The organism is Kiloniella sp. (assembly GCF_048259265.1).
Taxonomy (GTDB): Bacteria; Pseudomonadota; Alphaproteobacteria; order Kiloniellales; family Kiloniellaceae; genus Kiloniella.
On sequence record NZ_JBLXHT010000002.1, the window covers coordinates 1 to 16,020 of the forward strand.

28 protein-coding genes and 1 pseudogene are annotated in these 16,020 nt (G+C 47.8%); all 29 read left to right on the top strand.

Translation table 11 applies throughout. From position 1 onward, the window contains the following. Positions 1–192: pseudogene (gene tuf / locus ACN0QW_RS03145) on the top strand (elongation factor Tu); the annotation flags it as partial. 158 nt (positions 193–350) lie between these two features. Next, positions 351–665 carry a 30S ribosomal protein S10 gene (gene rpsJ / locus ACN0QW_RS03150; RefSeq protein ID WP_046510018.1) on the top strand — a complete coding sequence of 105 codons (315 nt, stop codon included), beginning with the start codon at positions 351–353 and terminating at the stop codon, positions 663–665. A gap of 3 nt (positions 666–668) precedes the next feature. After that, the gene (gene rplC / locus ACN0QW_RS03155; RefSeq protein ID WP_299376832.1) at positions 669–1,382 is read left to right on the top strand and encodes a 50S ribosomal protein L3; all 714 of its coding nucleotides are present in this window, start codon (positions 669–671) and stop codon (positions 1,380–1,382) included. Between the two features lie 2 nt (positions 1,383–1,384). Continuing rightward, entirely contained in the window at positions 1,385–2,002 is a 618-nt protein-coding gene (gene rplD, locus ACN0QW_RS03160) for a 50S ribosomal protein L4 (RefSeq protein ID WP_299376829.1), read from the top strand. Then, entirely contained in the window at positions 1,999–2,331 is a 333-nt protein-coding gene (locus ACN0QW_RS03165; RefSeq protein ID WP_047763796.1) for a 50S ribosomal protein L23, read from the top strand. Before rplD ends, ACN0QW_RS03165 begins: the two co-directional genes overlap by 4 nt. 4 nt (positions 2,332–2,335) lie before the next feature. Continuing rightward, positions 2,336–3,166 carry a 50S ribosomal protein L2 gene (rplB, locus tag ACN0QW_RS03170; protein ID WP_299376823.1) on the top strand — a complete coding sequence of 277 codons (831 nt, stop codon included), beginning with the start codon at positions 2,336–2,338 and terminating at the stop codon, positions 3,164–3,166. A 16-nt stretch (positions 3,167–3,182) separates the two neighbouring features. Further along, positions 3,183–3,467, top strand: coding sequence for a 30S ribosomal protein S19 (gene rpsS / locus ACN0QW_RS03175; protein WP_046510023.1), 285 nt, complete (start codon positions 3,183–3,185; stop codon positions 3,465–3,467). After that, positions 3,464–3,844: a 50S ribosomal protein L22 gene (rplV, locus tag ACN0QW_RS03180; RefSeq protein WP_046510024.1), complete on the top strand. Its 381-nt coding sequence runs from the start codon at positions 3,464–3,466 to the stop codon at positions 3,842–3,844. The genes rpsS and rplV overlap by 4 nt, the downstream gene beginning before the upstream one ends. Next, the gene (gene rpsC / locus ACN0QW_RS03185; RefSeq protein ID WP_046510025.1) at positions 3,844–4,524 is read left to right on the top strand and encodes a 30S ribosomal protein S3; all 681 of its coding nucleotides are present in this window, start codon (positions 3,844–3,846) and stop codon (positions 4,522–4,524) included. The genes rplV and rpsC overlap by 1 nt, the downstream gene beginning before the upstream one ends. A gap of 26 nt (positions 4,525–4,550) precedes the next feature. After that, complete coding sequence (gene rplP, locus ACN0QW_RS03190; RefSeq protein ID WP_047763794.1) at positions 4,551–4,973, top strand: 50S ribosomal protein L16; 423 nt, start codon at positions 4,551–4,553, stop codon at positions 4,971–4,973. After that, on the top strand, positions 4,973–5,167 hold the full coding sequence (gene rpmC, locus ACN0QW_RS03195; RefSeq protein WP_046510027.1) for a 50S ribosomal protein L29: 195 nt from the start codon (positions 4,973–4,975) through the stop codon (positions 5,165–5,167). The genes rplP and rpmC overlap by 1 nt, the downstream gene beginning before the upstream one ends. A gap of 12 nt (positions 5,168–5,179) precedes the next feature. Further along, positions 5,180–5,425, top strand: coding sequence for a 30S ribosomal protein S17 (rpsQ, locus tag ACN0QW_RS03200; RefSeq protein WP_085904584.1), 246 nt, complete (start codon positions 5,180–5,182; stop codon positions 5,423–5,425). A 16-nt stretch (positions 5,426–5,441) separates the two neighbouring features. Continuing rightward, positions 5,442–5,810: a 50S ribosomal protein L14 gene (gene rplN / locus ACN0QW_RS03205; protein WP_047763793.1), complete on the top strand. Its 369-nt coding sequence runs from the start codon at positions 5,442–5,444 to the stop codon at positions 5,808–5,810. Beyond that, the gene (gene rplX / locus ACN0QW_RS03210) at positions 5,810–6,130 is read left to right on the top strand and encodes a 50S ribosomal protein L24 (protein WP_046510030.1); all 321 of its coding nucleotides are present in this window, start codon (positions 5,810–5,812) and stop codon (positions 6,128–6,130) included. Before rplN ends, rplX begins: the two co-directional genes overlap by 1 nt. A gap of 13 nt (positions 6,131–6,143) precedes the next feature. Then, the gene (gene rplE / locus ACN0QW_RS03215; RefSeq protein WP_047763791.1) at positions 6,144–6,689 is read left to right on the top strand and encodes a 50S ribosomal protein L5; all 546 of its coding nucleotides are present in this window, start codon (positions 6,144–6,146) and stop codon (positions 6,687–6,689) included. A gap of 22 nt (positions 6,690–6,711) precedes the next feature. Continuing rightward, positions 6,712–7,017 carry a 30S ribosomal protein S14 gene (gene rpsN, locus ACN0QW_RS03220; RefSeq protein WP_046510031.1) on the top strand — a complete coding sequence of 102 codons (306 nt, stop codon included), beginning with the start codon at positions 6,712–6,714 and terminating at the stop codon, positions 7,015–7,017. 15 nt (positions 7,018–7,032) lie between these two features. Beyond that, complete coding sequence (gene rpsH, locus ACN0QW_RS03225; RefSeq protein WP_047763789.1) at positions 7,033–7,431, top strand: 30S ribosomal protein S8; 399 nt, start codon at positions 7,033–7,035, stop codon at positions 7,429–7,431. Between the two features lie 11 nt (positions 7,432–7,442). Further along, positions 7,443–7,976, top strand: coding sequence for a 50S ribosomal protein L6 (gene rplF / locus ACN0QW_RS03230; protein ID WP_085900475.1), 534 nt, complete (start codon positions 7,443–7,445; stop codon positions 7,974–7,976). 3 nt (positions 7,977–7,979) lie between these two features. After that, positions 7,980–8,342 (top strand): 50S ribosomal protein L18, encoded by a 363-nt coding sequence (rplR, locus tag ACN0QW_RS03235; RefSeq protein ID WP_085900474.1) that lies wholly within the window; start codon positions 7,980–7,982, stop codon positions 8,340–8,342. Between the two features lie 13 nt (positions 8,343–8,355). After that, on the top strand, positions 8,356–8,922 hold the full coding sequence (gene rpsE, locus ACN0QW_RS03240; RefSeq protein ID WP_047763786.1) for a 30S ribosomal protein S5: 567 nt from the start codon (positions 8,356–8,358) through the stop codon (positions 8,920–8,922). 5 nt (positions 8,923–8,927) lie between these two features. Continuing rightward, a complete protein-coding gene (rpmD, locus tag ACN0QW_RS03245) occupies positions 8,928–9,116 on the top strand; it encodes a 50S ribosomal protein L30 (RefSeq protein WP_046510036.1) in 189 nt (62 codons plus the stop codon). A gap of 45 nt (positions 9,117–9,161) precedes the next feature. Next, positions 9,162–9,626: a 50S ribosomal protein L15 gene (gene rplO, locus ACN0QW_RS03250; protein WP_052742166.1), complete on the top strand. Its 465-nt coding sequence runs from the start codon at positions 9,162–9,164 to the stop codon at positions 9,624–9,626. An 89-nt stretch (positions 9,627–9,715) separates the two neighbouring features. Next, positions 9,716–11,041, top strand: coding sequence for a preprotein translocase subunit SecY (gene secY, locus ACN0QW_RS03255; protein WP_299376780.1), 1,326 nt, complete (start codon positions 9,716–9,718; stop codon positions 11,039–11,041). Continuing rightward, a complete protein-coding gene (locus tag ACN0QW_RS03260) occupies positions 11,038–11,610 on the top strand; it encodes an adenylate kinase (protein WP_417428741.1) in 573 nt (190 codons plus the stop codon). Before secY ends, ACN0QW_RS03260 begins: the two co-directional genes overlap by 4 nt. Positions 11,611–11,873: 263 nt before the next feature. After that, a complete protein-coding gene (gene rpsM, locus ACN0QW_RS03265; protein WP_299376774.1) occupies positions 11,874–12,242 on the top strand; it encodes a 30S ribosomal protein S13 in 369 nt (122 codons plus the stop codon). A gap of 14 nt (positions 12,243–12,256) precedes the next feature. Continuing rightward, complete coding sequence (gene rpsK / locus ACN0QW_RS03270) at positions 12,257–12,649, top strand: 30S ribosomal protein S11 (RefSeq protein ID WP_047763782.1); 393 nt, start codon at positions 12,257–12,259, stop codon at positions 12,647–12,649. Between the two features lie 160 nt (positions 12,650–12,809). Next, positions 12,810–13,826 (top strand): DNA-directed RNA polymerase subunit alpha, encoded by a 1,017-nt coding sequence (locus tag ACN0QW_RS03275; RefSeq protein ID WP_047763781.1) that lies wholly within the window; start codon positions 12,810–12,812, stop codon positions 13,824–13,826. A 130-nt stretch (positions 13,827–13,956) separates the two neighbouring features. Beyond that, entirely contained in the window at positions 13,957–14,376 is a 420-nt protein-coding gene (gene rplQ / locus ACN0QW_RS03280) for a 50S ribosomal protein L17 (RefSeq protein WP_047763780.1), read from the top strand. A 195-nt stretch (positions 14,377–14,571) separates the two neighbouring features. Beyond that, entirely contained in the window at positions 14,572–16,008 is a 1,437-nt protein-coding gene (locus ACN0QW_RS03285) for a DegQ family serine endoprotease (protein WP_417428744.1), read from the top strand. Positions 16,009–16,020: the final 12 nt, after the last annotated feature.

The window sequence follows — 16,020 nt, forward strand, 5'->3', positions numbered from 1 at the left end:
TACTTCCGTACAACGGATGTTACAGGTGTTGTTTCTCTACCAGAAGGTACAGAGATGGTTATGCCTGGTGATAACATTGCTATGGATGTTGAACTTATCGCACCAATCGCGATGACTGATGGTTTGCGTTTTGCGATCCGTGAAGGCGGCCGTACCGTTGGTGCTGGTGTCGTTTCAAGTATCTCAAAATAAAAAAAAGTAAAATAGTTGTTGATAGCGACGGTGCGTTTTGGTAAAGAACGCACCGTCGCTTCTTTTTGTGACAAAATTGTTTATATTAACTCTGAAAGGGGTTAACTGCGTTCCAATGCCGCGAATGGTACGAACGGGTTAATCAAGGGTGGCTGAGAATGTCCAGCCAGAATATTAGAATTCGCCTAAAGGCGTACGATCACAGGGTCCTAGACCAATCTACATCTGAGATCGTTGGGACTGCCAAGCGTACAGGTGCGCAGGTTCAAGGTCCTATTCCACTACCGACTCGCATTGAAAAATTTACAGTCCTTCGTGGTCCTCACATCGATAAGAAGAGTCGTGAGCAGTTCGAAATCAGAACTCACAAGCGTCTTATTGACATCGTTGAGCCAACACCTCAAACCGTAGACGCGCTTATGAAGCTTGATCTTGCGGCTGGTGTTGATGTTGAGATTAAACTGAAAGGCTAAGCAATGCGTACGGGTCTTATTGCGCAGAAACTTGGTATGTCTCGCGTCTTCACAGAAGCTGGGAATCATGTTCCAGTAACTGTTTTGAAGCTAGAGAGTTGTCAGGTTGTTGCGGTCCGTAATCAAGAGACGGACGGCTATAATGCGATTCAACTTGGCTCTGGTGTAGCCAAGGTGAAAAATGTGAGTAAAGCTGAGCGTGGCCATTATGCCAAAGCTAAGGTTGCTCCGAAGAAACATACAGCAGAATTCCGTGTATCAGCAGACGCTCTATTGGACGTTGGTGTTGAGTTGGATGCGGGTCACTTTGTTGCAGGTCAGTATGTAGACGTTACCGGTACTTCTATCGGTAAAGGTTTCGCTGGTGCGATGAAGCGTCATAATTTTGGTGGTCTACGTGCTACGCACGGTGTTTCCGTTTCACACCGTAGTCACGGTTCTACTGGTAACAGTCAGGATCCTGGTAAGGTGTTCAAGGGTAAGAAAATGGCTGGTCACATGGGTGATCGTCGTGTGACTACCCAGAATTTGGAAATCGTTGCTACCGATGGTGACAATGGCTTGATCCTTGTAAAGGGTGCTATTCCTGGCTCAAAAGGCGGTTGGGTTTACATAAGCGATGCTGTGAAACGTGCACTTCCTGAAGGTGTTCCGTTCCCTGCTGGCCTTAAAGCTGCTGCTGCTGAAGCTCCTGCTGCTGAAGAGAAGGATCAATAACCATGAAGATCGCGGTTACATCCCTCGAAAATAAAAAAGCTGGTGAAGTTGAACTGAACGAAGCTGTGTTCGGTCTTCCGGTTCGTGCTGATTTACTCGCACGTATGGTCAACTATCAGCTAGCCAAGCGTCGTGCTGGCACACACAAGGTTAAAGAACGCGGCGAAGTTCGCGGTTCAACCCGTAAGATCAAGAATCAGAAAGGTGGCGGTGCTCGTCACGGTTCTATTCGTGCGAACCTCTTTCGTGGTGGTGGTATTGTTCATGGGCCTCGCGTTCAGGATCATTCCCACGATCTTCCGAAGAAAGTTCGTCTTCTTGCTCTTAAGACTGCACTTTCAGCTAAAGTTGCTGAAGGTAAGTTGGTTGTTCTTGATAACACCGAAGTCAAAGAACCAAAAACCTCTGCATTGGTGAAGCAGTTGGCAGCATTGGGCTGGTCTTCAGCTCTTGTTATCGACGGCGCGTCAGTGAACGAAGGTTTTGCTCGTGCTTCTCGCAATATTCCATGCGTTGATATTCTGCCACAGCAGGGTGCTAACGTGTTTGATATTCTGCGTCGCGACACATTGGTTTTGACCAAGGATGCTGTTGAAGCGCTGGAGGCGCGTCTAAAATGAGCAGAGCACGCGCACGTAACACCAAGCCGGTGACCATTTCTAAAGAACGGATGTATGAAATCATCCGTCGTCCGGTCATCACCGAGAAGGCTACTCTTGGTTCAGAAAATAACCAGGTTACCTTCCAAGTTCCGCTTGATGCTTCTAAGCCTGAAATCAGTTTGGCTATTGAAGGTTTGTTTGGCGTTAAGGTTGAAGCGGTTAATACCCTTCGCGTTAAAGGCAAAACAAAACGTTTCAAAGGTCGTCCTGGTCGTCGTTCCGACGTGAAGAAGGCTATTATTTCCCTGCCTGACGGGGAAAGCATCGACGTGACGACGGGAATTTAATCCGATGGCGTTGAAAACTTTTAATCCAGTCACACCAAGTCAAAGAAACCTGGTGTTGATCGATCGTTCTGATCTTTACAAAGGCAAGCCAGTTAAGAAATTAACTGAAGGCCTTACAAAGTCAGGTGGACGTAATAATAATGGTAGGATCACCATGCGCCGTCGTGGCGGTGGTCATAAGCGTTCTTACCGTATCATCGATTTCAAACGTACAAAGTTTGATATTGCTGCTACAGTACAGCGCATTGAGTACGATCCGAACCGTACGGCGTTTATCGCCTTAATCGAATATGCAGATGGTGAGCAAGCCTATATCTTGGCTCCTCAGCGCCTGCAGGTCGGTGATAGTGTCATCTCTGGTGCTAAAACCGATGTTAAACCTGGTAATGCTATGCCACTTAGCGCGATTCCTGTGGGTACTATTGTCCACAACGTCGAGCTGAAGGCTGGCAAGGGTGGGCAGATTGCTCGTTCAGCCGGTACTTATGTACAGTTGGTTGGTCGCGATGCAGGATATGCTCAAATTCGCTTGAACTCAGGCGAGTTACGTATGGTACGCGCCGAATGCATGGCGACGGTTGGATCCGTGTCCAACCCGGACAATTCGAATCAGAAGCTTGGCAAAGCTGGCCGTAATCGCTGGCTTGGCAAGCGTCCGTCTGTTCGTGGTGTCGCTATGAACCCGGTGGACCACCCGCACGGTGGTGGTGAAGGTCGTACATCGGGTGGTCGTCACCCGGTCACTCCTTGGGGGAAACCTACAAAGGGTGCTCGTACTCGCTCCAACAAGAAGACCGATGGACTAATTATCCGTCGTCGTCATCAGAAACGCTAAGTGAGGGGATGGCCATATGGCTCGTTCCGTTTGGAAAGGCCCGTTTGTTGATGCCTGTCTGTTAAAGAAGGCTGAGACCGTGCGTAGCGCGGGTCGTAACGAAATTATTAAGACATGGTCCCGTCGTTCCACCATCATGCCACAGTTTGTTGGTTTGACTTTTGGTGTGTACAACGGCCGTAAGCACATCCCAGTTCTTGTAACTGAGAATATGGTTGGCCATAAATTCGGTGAATTCGCCCCATCGCGTACCTATTGGGGTCACGCTGTGGATAAGAAAGCGAAGAAAGGCAGAAAATGAGTAAGTCAAAACGTGATCGTGCGTTAGCTGACAATGAAGCTCGTGCTATTGCTGTTAACCTTCGCACTTCACCACGTAAACTAAACCTGGTTGCGGCAAGCATTCGTGGGAAATCTGCAGAATCTGCTTTGGCAGAACTGACTTTCTCCAAGCGTCGTATTGCTATTGAAGTGAAAAAAGCACTTCAGTCTGCAATTGCTAATGCTGAAAACAACCATCAGCTTGATGTAGATCGTCTCTTTGTATCTGAGGCTTTCGTCGGTAAAAGCTTTGTCATGAAGCGTTTCCGGGCACGTGCTCGCGGTCGTGTTGGCCGTTTGCTCAAGCCTTGGAGCCAATTGACAGTTGTTGTCCGTGAACGCGAGGAGACAGCGTAATGGGTCAGAAGATTAATCCTATCGGCCTTCGTGTCGGTATCATCCGGACCTGGGATTCTCGTTGGTTTGCAGATGGTGACTATGCTGATCTGCTTCATGAAGATCTAGGCATCCGTGAGTTTCTGCGCGAGCGCTTGAAACAAGCTGGTGTTTCTCGGATCATCATTGAGCGCCCAGCCAAGAAAGCCCGTGTTACTATTTACACTGCCCGTCCGGGTGTTGTGATTGGTAAAAAGGGATCGGATATTGAAAAACTGCGTCGTGAGCTTCAGAAACTTACTTCTAGCGAAGTACATCTGAATATCGTAGAAATCCGGAAACCAGAAATTGATGCGAAATTGGTTGCAGACAACATCTGTAGTCAGTTAGAACGTCGTGTGGCTTTCCGTCGTGCTATGAAACGATCTGTTCAGTCAGCTATGCGTCTCGGCGCACAGGGCATTCGTATTAATTGTGCTGGCCGTTTGGGTGGTGCTGAGATTGCTCGTACTGAATGGTATCGTGAAGGACGTGTTCCACTCCACACACTTCGTGCGGAAGTTGATTACGCTGAGTCCCGTGCATCCACCACTTTCGGTATTTGTGGTGTGAAGGTATGGATCTTCAAGGGCGAGATCATGGAACATGACCCAATGGCCATGGATAAGCGATCTCAGGATTCACAGGCCGCTCGTTCGTAACGGGCTTAGCTTGAGGAAATAGTAATATGTTGCAGCCAAAGCGGACTAAGTTCCGCAAAGCACATAAAGGCCGGATACACGGTAATGCTAAGGGTGGTACCCAATTGAATTTTGGTGCCTACGGTCTTAAAGCCGTAACCCCAGGTCGTGTATCTGCCCGACAAATCGAAGCGGCCCGTCGTACCGTTACACGTCATATGAAACGTGTCGGTAAGTTGTGGATCCGCATCTTCCCAGACGTGCCGGTTTCATCGAAGCCAGCAGAAGTTCGTCAGGGTAAAGGTAAAGGTAACATCGAATGGTGGGCAGCTAGGGTTAAACCTGGTCGTGTCATCTTTGAACTCGATGGTGTTCCTTTGGACGTTGCTCGCGAGGCTTTCTCGTTGGCATCTGCTAAACTACCAATTCAGACGAAATTTATTGTTCGTCCGGGTGAAGGAGTGAACTAATGAAATCAAGTGATCTCCGTACTAAAACGGCTGATGAGCTTAAAGAAGAGATGGTAAAGTTGCGCAAAGAGCAGTTTAACCTCCGCTTCCAACAAGCCAGCGGTCAGCTTGAAAACACGGCTCGTTGTCGTCAGGTTCGCCGCGACATTGCACGAGTTAAAACTGTCCTGCAGTCTCTGCAGGCAGCTTCTTAAGGAGTTTACACAATGCCACGGCGTGTGTTGCAGGGTGTCGTAGTTAGCGATAAGACCGACAAGACTATTACTGTTCTTGTAGAACGTCGCGTTATGCACCCGATCTACAAGAAGTTCATTAAGCGTTCGAAGAAGTATCACGCTCATGACGAGACCAACGCAGTAAAAGCGGGAGATGTCGTCAAGATTCGTGAATGCAGTCCAATTTCCAAGACTAAGTCTTGGGAGCTGGTCAGTGACGCTTCTACCGAAGCATAGTATTTAGGATATAGCCATGATCCAGATGCAGTCTCAGCTTGAAGTAGCTGACAACTCCGGTGCTCGTAGAGTACAGTGCATCAAGGTGCTTGGTGGTTCCAAACGTAAAACCGCCAGTATCGGTGACGTCATCAAAGTCTCTGTCAAGGAAGCAATTCCACGTGGCAAAGTCAAAAAAGGTGATGTACACCGTGCCGTGATTGTACGCACGGCAAAAGAAATCCGTCGTCAAGACGGCACCTCGATCCGCTTTGATACTAATGCGGCTGTTTTGATTAACAAATCAAATGAGCCTATTGGTACTCGTATTTTCGGCCCGGTTACCCGTGAACTGCGTGCGCGCAGCTTCATGAAAATCGTGTCATTGGCGCCTGAGGTGCTGTAATGAGCAAAAAGTTTAAGATCAAAAAAGGCGATCAGGTTGTTCTTACAACCGGTCGTGACAAGGGTAAAAAAGGCGAAGTGCTTCGAGTACTTCGCGACGAGGACCGCGTTGTAGTACAAGGCGTAAACGTCGTGAAGAAGCACCAGTCTGCTTCCCAGACATCACAGGGCGGAATCATCGAGCAAGAAGCTTCCGTTCATATTTCTAATATTGCACTAGTTGACCCTAAATCTGGGGATGCCACACGCGTTGGTTTCCGTACAGAAGGGGATCGCAAAGTGCGCTTCGCCAAGAAATCTGGCGAAGTAGTTGATGTATAGGGCGAGGTTGACCATGACACAGCCACGCTTGAAGGCACATTATAACAGTGAAGTTAGAGACGCTCTTAAAGGCGAATTTAACTACACTAACCCGATGCAGATTCCTAAGCTTGAGAAAATCGTGCTTAATATCGGTGTTGGTAAAGCCGTACAGGACACCAAAAAGGTTAAGCATGCAGCTTCTGAACTAGAAGCAATTGCAGCGCAAAAACCTGTTATCACACGTGCCAAGAAATCTATTGCGGGTTTCAAGGTTCGTGAAGATATGCCGCTAGGCTGTAAGGTGACACTGCGCGGCGATCGCATGTATGAATTCCTTGATCGTCTTGTGACGATTGCTCTTCCACGTGTTCGTGATTTTCGCGGCGTGAAAGGCAATGCATTTGACGGCCTTGGAAACTATAACATGGGACTCAAGGAGCAGATTGTTTTCCCGGAAATCGAATACGATCGCGTAGACGAAATCCGCGGGATGAATATTACCATCTGCACCACGGCGAAAACCGATGAGGAAGCGAAAGCTCTCCTTGCCAGGTTCGACATGCCGTTCGCTAACTGAACGGGCAGAAAGGAATAGTAAAATGGCTAAGAAAAGTGCCATTGCTAAGAACGAAAAACGCCGCCGTATGGTAGCAAAGCAAGCTGAAAAGCGTGCTGCGCTTAAGGCGATTGCAACAGACCGTTCTGCTTCCCCGGAAGAAGTCTTCCAGGCTAGTATGAAATTGGCTCAGTTGCCTCGTGACGGTGCAAAGATCCGCGTACGTAACCGTTGTGGCGTCACAGGACGTCCTCGTGGATTTTATCGTAAGTTCAAGCTCTCTCGTATCGCGCTTCGTGATCTGGCCTCTGTAGGCCAGGCACCTGGTGTCGTTAAGTCGAGCTGGTAAGGAAGGACCGACGATATGGCGATGAGCGATCCTTTAGGGGATATGCTAACCCGCATCCGTAACGGACAACGGGTTGGTAAAAGCGTCGTTCGCGCGCCAGCTTCTAAGCTGCGTGCCAATGTACTCGAAGTTCTAAAACGCGAAGGTTTTATTCGCGGATTTAGTAAAGTTGACGTTCGTGCTGGTATTAGTGAACTAGCTATCGAACTTAAATACGCAGATGGTGATCCGGCGATTTCTGAAATCAGTCGTGTGTCACGTCCTGGTCGTCGCGTGTACTCTAAAATTAAAGAGCTACCACGTTACTACAACGGACTTGGTGTCACCATTCTTTCTACGCCTAGCGGCGTAATGTCCGATCAAGAAGCCCGTACCGCCAATGTTGGTGGTGAGGTTCTCTGCCAGGTATTCTAAGGGAGTTTGATATGTCTCGTGTAGGCAAGAACCCCGTAGAAGTACCAAGTGGGGTCGAACTAAAGATTGACGGCAATGTCGTCTCTGCAAAAGGGAAGCTGGGTGAACTCAGCTTCGCAGCTACGGATGATGTAACTTTCTCTCTTGATGATGGAAAAGTTACGGTCACTCCAGCTAATGACAGCAAGCGTGCTCGCTCTATGTGGGGTACTGCTCGCAGTCGTGTCCAGAATCTGGTTACTGGTGTTTCCGAAGGTTACACCAAGAACCTTGAGATTAACGGTGTTGGTTATCGCGCGGCTGTTCAAGGTAATACTTTGAATCTGCAGCTTGGCTATTCACATGATGTTCTCTTCCCAATTCCGGAAGGCATAACTATCAAGTGTGAAAAGCCAACGGCTGTTGCCGTTTCGGGGATCGACAAGCAGAAAGTCGGCCAGGTGGCTGCTGTCATCCGTGGGTACCGCCCACCAGAGCCTTACAAAGGCAAAGGTGTTAAGTACTCTGATGAAGTCATTCTGCGCAAAGAAGGCAAGAAGAAGTAACCCATGCGTAAGCTTATCTCATTGCACGATCGCCGCAAAAGTCGCGTTCGTACACAGCTACGGCGCACGGGTAATGGTCGTCCTCGCCTGTCAGTATTTCGTTCGAGCAAAAATATCTATGCTCAAGTGATTGATGACAAGCAGGGTGTCACTGTTGCCGCTGCGTCAACCCTGGACGGAGCTCTGAAAAGCGATTTGAAAACTGGTGCAGATAAAGATGCTGCCGTTAAAGTTGGAAAACTCGTTGCAGAGCGCGCCGTCGCCGCCGGTATCACGGACGTCGTTTTCGACCGTGGTGGATACATTTATCATGGTCGTGTCAAAGCCTTGGCTGACGCGGCTCGTGAAGCTGGCTTAAAGTTCTAAGGGGACTAGTTTTATGGCACGTTCTCAAAAAGAAAATCGCGGTCGTAGAGACGATCGCAACCGCGATGAACCGGAACTGATCGAAAAACTGGTTGGTATTAACCGTGTTGCTAAGGTGGTCAAAGGTGGCCGTCGTTTTGGCTTCGCAGCTATTGTCGTCGTTGGTGACGGCCGTGGTCGCGTAGGTCATGGCACTGGTAAAGCCCGTGAAGTTCCTGAAGCAATTCGTAAGGCTACGGAAGCTGCAAAACAGAACATGGTTCGTGTTCCTCTTCGTGAGGGCCGTACTTTGCACCATGACATCAAAGGTCATTACGGTGCAGGCCATGTTGTAATGCGCAGCGCACCAGTGGGTACCGGTATTATTGCCGGTGGTCCTCTCCGTGCCGTTTTTGAAGCTCTTGGTGTTCAGGATGTGGTCTCTAAGTCCACAGGTACTTCGAACCCGCACAACCTGATTAAAGCTGCTATCGATGGCCTGACGCGTTCGCGTAGCCCTCGTATGGTTGCTCAGCGTCGCGGTAAGAAGGTTTCTGATATTCTAGGCAACCGTGCTGCAGGCACAGAAGCTCAAGGATAAATACCATGGCAGCTAAAAAAACGATTACTGTGGTACAGGTAGGAAGTCCAATCGGACGGACTAAAGATCAGCGCGCAACACTTGTTGGTCTGGGCCTCAATAAAATGAACCGCCGTCGTACACTGGAAGATACACCTTCCGTACGTGGCATGATCAACAAGGTTAGCCATCTTGTTAAGGTGGTGGAAGCCTAAGGGCTTTCACTATCCTGACAAGAAGGAGAAACTGGGACCATTACGATGAAGCTAAATCAGCTTTCCGATAACCCAGGTGCTACGAAAGATCGCAAACGCGTCGGTCGTGGTACTGGTTCCGGCTACGGCAAGAATGCCGGTGGCGGACACAAGGGTCAAAAGTCTCGTTCCGGCGTAAGCATTAAAGGCTTCGAAGGCGGTCAGATGCCATTGCATCGTCGTCTGCCGAAACGTGGATTTAACAACATCTTCCGGAAGAACTATGTTCCTTTGAACATTGGTCGTCTTCAGGCAGCGATTGACGCAAAGAAAATCGATGCTAAAAAGCCGATCGATCAAGAAGTTCTCGTTACTTCTGGTATCATTACTAATGCTCGTGACGGCATTCGCCTGTTGGCGAACGGCGAACTGAAAGCAAAAGTGGAAATCACTGTTGCTGGTGCTTCCGCCGCTGCTATTGCAGCCGTAGAGAAATCAGGTGGCTCTGTCACCGTTCCTGCGAGCAAGTAATTTTGTAAAGGCAGAAATCCCTTTCTTTTGATGGGGGTTTCTGCCTTTAGTATTTTTTAGTCAATTTTTATCTTACCGGGAATAGGCATATGGCATCTGCTGCTGAGCAATTAGCCGCGAATATTAATCTTAGTGCGTTTTCTAAAGCCACAGATTTGAAAAAGCGTATCTGGTTCACTCTGGGTGCGCTTATTGTGTATCGTCTAGGAACTTATATTCCTCTTCCCGGAATTGATCCTATTGTATTCCAACAGGCCTTTAACGCTCAGGCGGGCGGTGTGCTTGGAATGTTTAACCTCTTTTCAGGTGGTGCTCTTGAGAGAATGACAATTCTCGCCTTGAACATCATGCCGTATATTTCTGCATCTATTATTATGCAGTTGATGACCGCAATCTCTCCACAGATTGAAGCCCTTAAAAAAGAAGGTGAAGCAGGTCGCAAGAAAATCAACCAATACACACGTTATGGTACGGTGGTGCTAGCTGCTGTTCAGGCCTACGGTATTGCCCGTGGTTTACAAGGGGCTCAGGATTTTGGGGCCGCTGTTATTAACCCAGGACTTTTCTTTGAACTGACAACTGTTATTACCCTTACAGGTGGTACAATCTTCCTTATGTGGTTGGGTGAGCAGATTACACAGCGGGGTATCGGTAATGGTATCTCACTGATCATCTTCTCTGGTATTGTTGCTGGTCTGCCTGCAGCATTGGCGCAGACATTTCAGCTGAGCCAAAGTAACGGTTTTGTCGCCTTGATCATTCTGTTGGTTCCGCTGGTTATTGCTGGTATCGTTTGCTTTGAGCGAGCACACCGTAAAGTGATCGTCCAATATCCTAAGCGTCAGGTTGGCAACAAAATGTTCGGTGGTGATTCTTCTCACCTGCCAATCAAACTGAACGTGTCTGGTGTAATCCCACCAATTTTTGCATCGTCACTGTTACTTATGCCAATTACTGCGGCCCAATTTTCTGCTGGTAGTTCCGAGTGGCTGACTTGGGTTACTGCTAACCTTGGTCGTGGCACTGTTGGTTACATGCTTCTATTCAGTACGCTGATCGCGTTCTTCGCTTTCTTCTATAAGACGATTGTCTTCAACACCGAAGAGACGGCTGACAACCTTAAGAAAAATGGTGGTTTTGTTCCTGGCATTCGTCCCGGAAAAAACACAGCTGCACATCTTGACTATATCATCAATCGGCTAACAATTGCTGGGGCTGCATATCTTGTAGCTGTATGTTTGCTACCTGAGATTTTGATCTCTCAATATGCTGTTCCATTCTACTTTGGCGGGACAAGTCTTTTGATTGTCGTTTCCGTTACAATGGATACGGTTGGACAGATCCATTCTCATCTGGTGGCTCATCAGTATGAAGGCCTAATTAAAAAATCAAAATTAAAGGGTAGGCGTGGATGAACATAGTATTGTTTGGCCCTCCGGGCGCAGGTAAAGGTACTCAGGCTGCAATTCTGGTAGAGCAGCACAGCATTGTGCAGCTTTCAACAGGAGACATGTTAAGAGCAGCTGTTGCTGCGGGGACACAGCTTGGAAAACAAGCCAAATCTGTTATGGATGCCGGTCAGTTGGTCGCTGATGATCTGATTATCGGTATTATCTCTGACCGTATTGACGAAGCAGATTGCAAAAATGGTTTCATTCTCGACGGCTTTCCGCGAACAGTAGCTCAGGCCGAAGGCTTGGATGTTATGTTGGAAGAAAAAGGCCTGAAGCTAGACAGCACTATCGAGATCGTTGTTGATGAAAAGATTCTTTTCAACCGTATCGAGCAACGTGCAAGCGAGACACCTGAATCAGAACGTCGCGCTGATGATAATGCAGAAACGCTTAAGAAGCGTCTGGCTGTTTACCATGAACAAACTGCCCCTGTGCTGCCTTACTATGAAAAAAAGGGCAATCTGCACAAAGTGGACGGTATGCAATCAATTGAGGAAGTGGCGAGTCAGATCGCTAATTTCCTTAAGTAAGACTTACCCATTGACAGGCGGACGGATTGGCATATAATCCGCCGCCGAATGGACATTTTTGTTGAGAATCTGACCTTTTTGGCCTTATTTTCGACAAAACGTATTTCGGGTGACTTTATCTACCACCCAATACAATTTCGGGTTTCGGCCTGAAACAAGAACTACACGACGTCTCTCATTTCACCTCTAGAGAATGTCGCGGATTAATTTAACCAGGGTTTCCAAATGGTTGGAACCCGATCTGTGTTTGTGAGGAGAGCGTAGTGGCTCGTATTGCTGGCGTCAACATCCCGACGCAAAAGCGGGTACTTATCGCATTGACCTATATCCATGGTATTGGTCCTGCGATTTCTAAGAAAATCTGTGAAGAAGTTGGCATCCCGGCTGAACGCCGTGTCAACGAATTGACAGAAGATGAAGTACTTCGCATTCGTGAAACAATTGATAGTAACTGCACTGTTGAAGGTGATCTTCGCCGTGAAGTTGCTATGAACATCAAACGTCTGATGGATCTAGGTTGCCTGCGCGGCCTTCGTCATCGTAAACGCCTTCCAGTTCGCGGGCAGCGTACTCGGACCAACGCACGTACGCGTAAAGGTCCTGCTGTTGCTATCGCTGGTAAGAAGAAATAAGAGGGCAGTAGAAAATGGCTAAAGCTCAGCAGGGGCGCGTTAAGCGTCGCGAGCGGAAGAATATTTCTTCTGGTATCGCTCACATCAGTGCAACTTTTAACAACACGATCATCACGATTACTGACGTACAGGGAAATGCTATTTCCTGGGCATCAGCTGGTGGTCTAGGTTTTAAAGGTTCTCGTAAGTCCACTCCATATGCCGCTCAGCTGGCTGCAGAAGATGCAGGCAAAAAAGCTCAGGATCATGGAATGAAGACTCTCGAAGTTAACGTTAAGGGCCCAGGGTCAGGACGTGAGTCCGCTCTTCGTGCTCTGCAGGCAGTTGGTTTCACTATCACGGGTATTCGTGATGTAACACCAATTCCGCATAACGGATGTCGTCCACCAAAACGCCGTCGCGTATAAGTGGATTTAGGGCAGGCTGTTTAACGGGTAGCCTGCCTTTATCAAACTCGTCTAAAGCCGGATTTTATTTCCGGCTTTTGGCATATACATGACACTGCAAGAACCATTGTTACGTCCCCGTTCGTGATCGATAGCTTGCACGTCAAAAAGAGGTTTTACTGTGATTCAGACTAACTGGAATGCTTTGATCAAGCCTGAAAGTCTCGTTGTTGAGCCAGGCATCGATAGCAACCGTATTGCTAAAGTTGTTGCTGAGCCGCTTGAGCGTGGCTTTGGCCTTACACTTGGTAACGCGCTGCGTCGCGTTCTTCTGTCATCTTTGCAAGGTGCTGCTGTTACATCCATCCATATCGATGGTGTCCTGCACGAGTTCTCATCTATTCCTGGTGTTCGTGAAGACGTTACTGACGTTATTCTTAACATCAAGACCATCGCTCTGCGTATGGAAGGTGAAGAACCAAAGCGCATGCGTCTTCGTGCAGAAGGTCCTGGCTCTGTTACTGCCGGTCAGATCGAAACAACTGGTGACATCGAAGTGATGAACCCAGATCTTGTGATCTGTACTCTGGATGATGGTGCTCATTTGGACATGGAACTTACCGTTGATACTGGTAAGGGCTATGTTGCTGCTTCTCAGAATCGCGTTGAAGATGCGCCAATTGGTCTTGTACCAGTTGATTCAATCTTCTCACCAGTTCGTAAAGTGTCTTACAAAGTCGACAACACACGTGTTGGCCAGGTAACTGACTATGACAAGCTGACACTTGAAATCGAAACTGATGGTTCTATCACACCAGAAGACGCGATTGCTGTTGCGTCTCGTATTCTTCAGGATCAACTTTCTCTCTTCGTTAACTTCGATGAGCCTAAAGTTGAAGAAGTTGATGATCGTCCAAGCGAACCACCGTTCAACCGTAACCTTCTTCGCAAGGTTGACGAACTTGAACTGTCTGTTCGTTCTGCGAACTGCCTCAAAAACGATAACATCGTTTACATCGGTGATCTGGTTCAGAAAACCGAAGCAGAAATGCTACGTACACCTAACTTCGGTCGTAAATCTCTTAACGAGATCAAAGAAGTTCTTTCTGGTATGGGCCTCCACCTTGGTATGGAAATTGCCGAGTGGCCACCAGAGAACATCGAAGAGTTGGCTAAGCGTCTCGACGAACCTTTCTAAGAGGGTTCAGAGTTACTAAAGGGGAGTTCACCCCGAACCCTGGCGATTTCATCTGGTTTTTATTAATCAGGCGGCGTTAGGAATTTTAATCCGTCTCGTGCGCGAGACACAAGATATTAGGAGAACAGATATGCGTCACGGAATGAGTGGTCGTAAACTAAATCGTACTTCCAGCCACCGTAAAGCTATGTTTGCAAACATGGCGCACGCGTTGATCAAACACGAACAGATCAAAACAACGCTTCCAAAAGCCAAAGATCTTCGTCCAATCGTTGAGAAATTGGTTACACTTGGTAAGCGCGGTGACCTGCACGCTCGTCGTCAGGCTCTAGCTGTTCTTCGTGATACAAAACTAACTGCTAAACTTTTTGACGTACTTGCCGAGCGTTACAAAGATCGTCAGGGTGGTTACACTCGCGTTCTTAAAGCTGGCTTCCGTCATGGTGATATGGCGCCGATGGCTTTCATCGAATTTGTTGATCGCGATCTTGATGCCAAAGGCCAGGATTCTGGTCCTGTAGTTGGTGATGAGGATGAAGGAGAAGAGTAAGCCTCTTTTTCTACACATTTATGTACTATCAAAAGGCAGTCCTTGGGACTGCCTTTTGTTTTTGGCCCGTTTATTTTTGTTGAGGCCGAGTACTTAAAGATTTTCACAAAGAGATATTTTGACACAGCCGTAACTGTGTTAGATCTCAAGGTGAACAAACTGCGAACTGTTTATTTCATAAGGAACTAGATACTGATGCGTTTTCTGCAAACAAAACTATTGCCAATTTTCTTGTCAATCACGGCGCTGTTTTTGATCCAGAGTAACCTGTCTGTTTCTTCTGTTTACGCGCAGACTGTCCCAACAAGTCAGGCGCAGATAAACCTGAGTTTTTCACCTGTCGTGAAACAGACGTCGCCGGCAGTGGTCAATATCTTCACCAAAATGTTGGTCAAAGAACGTGCTGTCCCATCACTGTTTAATGATCCTTTCTTCCGTAAATTTTTTGGGAATAATTTACCCGGACGAGAGAGAAAGCGGATGGGCAAGTCCCTTGGCTCAGGCGTCATCGTTCGTGAAAATGGTTTGATTGTGACAAACCATCATGTCATCGATTCTGCGACTGAAATTCAGGTTGTTTTGGCTGATCGACGCGAGTTTTCTGCTGAACTGGTTTTGAGTGATAAAGATACAGATTTGGCAATCCTGAAAATTGACTCGCAAGGTGAAAAGCTACCCACTCTTGAAGTGATGGATTCCGATACAATTGATGTTGGTGATCTTGTCCTCGCGATTGGTAATCCTTTTGGGGTTGGGCAGACTGTTACAAGCGGGATTGTTTCTGCCTTGGCCAGAACACAGGTTGGTGTTGCTGACTTCCAATTTTTTATTCAGACGGATGCAGCTATTAACCCCGGAAATTCTGGTGGAGCGTTGGTCACATTGGATGGCAAACTTCTGGGTATCAATACTGCAATTTTCTCGTCTTCAAGAAATGGTGGATCTGTCGGTATTGGTTTTGCTATTCCGGCAAACATGGTTCGTACAGTCGTACATTCTGCTGAACAGGGACGAGAGCTGGTTCGTGCTTGGCCCGGTATTGCCGGACAGGATTTGAATGCTGATCTGGCTTTGGGCTTTGGGCTTAACCGCCCCGGTGGTGTCGTTGTCAGTAATGTTTATCCTGGGGGACCTGCTGATAAAGCGGGTATCCGTGGGGGTGATGTTATTCTTTCTGTAGGTGGGAAGGAAGTGATCAACGTTGAATCCTTGCGGTTTCGTATCGCGACAATCCCTGTTGGAGAAAAGGTTGAGCTAGAGTTATGGAGAGGGCGTGAAGCAAAAACGGTTACCTATTTGGCAAGTCCGGCCCCCGAAACGCCCAAAAGGAACGAACAGGAAATCCGTGGTAGCAATCCCTTGGCAGGCTCTTTAATTACCAACCTTTCACCCGCTGTAGCAGAAGAATTGCATCTGGGAAGTTTGTGGGAAGGGGTCATTGTAAAGAATGTTGCGCGTCGAAGTCCGGCACATCGAATTAGCCTGCAGCCGCATGATATTTTGTTGAATGTAAATGGTGTTCAAATCAATAGAGTTGCCGATGTTGAAAAGGCATTGAATAAAAGAACAGAGCGTTGGACGTTAGTTATCAGTAGAGAAGGGCGGAAGAGAACGCTTGAATTAAAGCGATAGAATTCGTTCCGA